Genomic DNA, 3,426 nt, shown 5'->3' on the forward strand with positions numbered 1-3,426 from the left:
TTCCGATCCCCAGAACTCGTACCAGAGAAACTGGTCTTTGACCGGCACGGGAACGCCATTGAAGGTGGTGAACTCGTTCGGCGTGCCGTTGAGCATCCCTTCGGCGCTCGCGCCATTGTCGCCGCTGATGTAGATGATCAACGTGTTGTTGAGCTCGCCCAGGTCTTCGACGGCCTGGATGACGCGGCCGATCTCATGGTCGGCGTACGCGAGATAGGCTCCATAAACATCCGCTTGCTTGATGAAGAGCTTCTTCTCTTCAAAACTGAGCGAATCCCACTGCGCGAGATCCTTCGGCCACGGCGTCAGCTGCGCGTTCTCAGGCATAATCCCCAGCCGCTTCTGGTTGGCGAAGATCGTCTCGCGCAGCTTGTTCCACCCGTCATCGAACAGGTGCATGTCGCTGATCTTCTTGACCCATTCTGGTGTCGGATGGTGCGGCGCATGCGTAGCACCTGGTACGTAGTAGACCAGCCAGGGCTTGCCGGGCGCGATCTCCTTCAGCTGCTTGATGTGCTGGATGGCCTCATCGGCCATTGCCGTCTCCATGTTCCAGCCGGTTTTGCCCTCGAAGGGATAGATTGCCGTTGTGTTGCGGAAGAGGTTCGGTTGCCACTGGCTGGCGTCGCCGCCGACAAAGCCATAAAAGTAGTCGAAGCCCATACCGGTCGGCCATTGGTTGAACGGCCCGGCCTGGCTCGATTGATAGGACGGCGTGTTGTGGTCTTTGCCGAACCACGAAGTGGCGTACCCGTTCTCCCTGAGGATGGTGCCGATGGTGCCTTTCTCGATCGGGATGATTGAATCGTAACCTGGGAACCCCGTCGCTACTTCGCCGACCACCCCGGAACCAACCGAGTGGTGGTTACGCCCCGTGATCAGCGCGGCCCGTGTGGGTGAGCAAAGCGAGGTGGAGTGGAAATTCGTGAAGCGCAGCCCCTCCTTCGCGATGCGATCCATGGCAGGAGTGGGGATGACGCCGCCGAATGTGCTTGGCGCGCCAAAGCCCTGGTCGTCCGTCATGATCAGAAGCACGTTGGGCGCCCCCTTGGGCGGCACGACGCGCGGGGCCCACCAAGGCTGCGACTCCGAAGCCTTCTCCTTGATCACACCGCCGAATTTTGGCGGCGGCGGCGGAAGTTGCTTCCCGTCGATGGTGGTGGTTGCGCCGGGTGAACCTGGCGCACCTGTGACCTGCTGGGCGTTGGCCCGCTCGAAGGAAACGGCCGTCAAACTCAAAGTGGCAAGAAACAGGGTGCCAATCCTCAACATCGTCACATCCTCCCAACCGGATTAGTCCCCTGTCACTACTTCGCAGGGGTGCGCTCATCGCTAGCGCGGGCAACTCGAGGGCTTTTGGGGCAACGTGAAATCGCGGTGATCTCGACGAGCGTTGCTAGAAAGCGGAGCTGGCAATCGTCCCCCAATGATGCTAGGAAGCAAGTATCTTACAGTAACATACGTCAGGTCCTTCCGGTTAGCACCGAAACACGGTGGCTAACCGGATTCCGCAGGCCCGCCACTGCCGGTCATGGGTTTGGGCACAGCATGAATACCGTTGTCACGGAATGCGTTTTGCACCGCCATCAGAACGGCTCGGCGGATCATCGACTGCTTGCCGGGCTTCGCCGTGAATGCGGCCTTGATGATCAACGTGCCGTCCTCGACCTCGCCGATCCCTTTGCTCTTGAAGGGTTCAATGAGATCCGGGGCAAGCTCAGGGTCTGCGGCAATATCCTGTCCGATCTTCTTGAAGAGCTTGCGGACCAATTCGACATCGGTGTCGAACGCAACGCGAAACGTCAGCTTTTCGATAACCCAATCCCGACTGAAGTTCTGGATCTTGCCGATCTGGCCATAGGGCACCGTTGCAATGGAGCCGCGCGAACTGCGCAGGGATACCGACCGTATCGAAATCTTCTCGACGGTTCCCTTGGCACCGGACGTTTCGATATATTCACCGAAACGGAAAGCATCGTCGATCAGGAAGAAAAGACCGGAAACGACGTCTTTGACAAGCGTCTGCGAGCCGAAGCCGATAGCAAGCCCAAAGACACTTAGGCCCGTGATCAGCGGCCAGACATTGACGCCGAGCGACACCAGGATCGAGAGCAGCGCCAATGCGAGAATGCTCGATTTTCCGACAGCACTGATTAGCGGGACGATCGTGCCCAGCCTCGATCGCGGCACCCCTAGCTCGCCACCACCGAGTATGGGATGTGCAACGCGCAACGCACGCTCTGTCATCGTCCCGACCACATTCCACAGAAACGCCGCCATAAGCGCAATCAAAGCTATCCCGAGCGCGTCACGTGCGACGCTTCGCAATTCGAAGCCGAGTCCGAGAGCCAGTGGCGTCGCCCACAACGTTCCCAACATGGCAATTGTGCCGATCAGAACGGTGAAGCGGGCTGTCTGCCGCCCGGCCGCCGCAGGGATCGAAATGTGCGCAGCTTCCAATTTACGCTGCGCCCAGCTCCCGATCATCGCGTCGAGATGTGGCATCAAAAGCAGCATGAGGACGGTGACAATAACCGCCGATCCGGGGAGCGGCGCGCCTAGCGTGAGCGCGGTCTGGCTGCTGATAAATGTGATGACGAGAAATCCGATGACGATCGCCGGCCAGAATCTGGCAAGACGGCCGCGCCAACGGCTTCGCGGGCGCGGACCGGCAATAGCACTGGCCATTGTGCGCTTGTGCCGCCACACCGCTGCTGCCAGCAGAAGGTAGGCCGGGATTGCCATCAAAACTGTGCGGGTCAGATCCCTGAGGCCCGAGCCGGCGCTCCAAATCTGCAACGTCGTCACAAGCGCGACACCGACGATCGCCCAGCTTATAGCGATCGACAGGTCACGGGACAGCGCCAGCATATGAAAGGAACGGTGGCGGAATTCCGGCCGCCGCGACGCCATCAAAACAAGTCTCGTAAGATATAAAACGACAAAGACAACGAGAGTCACCACCGCCCACAGGCGAAGGGTGCGCAGGGGCAGGCCAGACGGGGCAAGGAGCCGCGCCGCCGCAAGACCTAGCGCAAGGGCAACGACGGCGGCCGCCGCATCCAAGAAAAATCTTCGCCAGCTTGAACTTGCGAAATTCCTTATTTTCACTTGCCGAGCCAGCACCAGGAACGTACCAGCCGTCAGCGCGACCACCAGGACGATTTCGAAAGAAAGGAAAGAAGGAGACGTCGATGCTGCCACCATGGAGTTCCGTAAGCTTGCAAGCTCGCCGGGTAGGTTCAACAGCGCAGAAAACCGTGCGTACAGGCCTGCCGCAAAACCGTCGGCAACCTTCTCAATTGCTGATATCGCAGAAGTGACGTCCAAGTCGGCCACAGATTCTTCGCTCACATTCCCTGCCCTCTCGCGGACATCTCAGTCGCACCGCTTCGTCGGAGGAAGTCCGGCACTGCAGTCCTTATC

At 59.4% G+C, this 3,426-nt stretch carries 2 protein-coding genes; both read right to left on the reverse strand.

Features of this window, described 5'->3' with window-relative positions:
- The coding region (locus AAAC48_RS02545; RefSeq protein ID WP_340652664.1) for a sulfatase-like hydrolase/transferase at positions 1-1,272 on the reverse strand (1,272 nt) is incomplete at its 3' end.
- 225 nt (positions 1,273-1,497) lie between these two features.
- Entirely contained in the window at positions 1,498-3,354 is a 1,857-nt protein-coding gene (locus AAAC48_RS02550; protein WP_340652665.1) for a mechanosensitive ion channel domain-containing protein, read from the reverse strand.
- Between the last annotated feature and the right edge of the window lie 72 nt (positions 3,355-3,426).

This window comes from Phyllobacterium sp. (genome assembly GCF_037994405.1).
GTDB lineage: Bacteria > Pseudomonadota > Alphaproteobacteria > Rhizobiales > Rhizobiaceae > Phyllobacterium.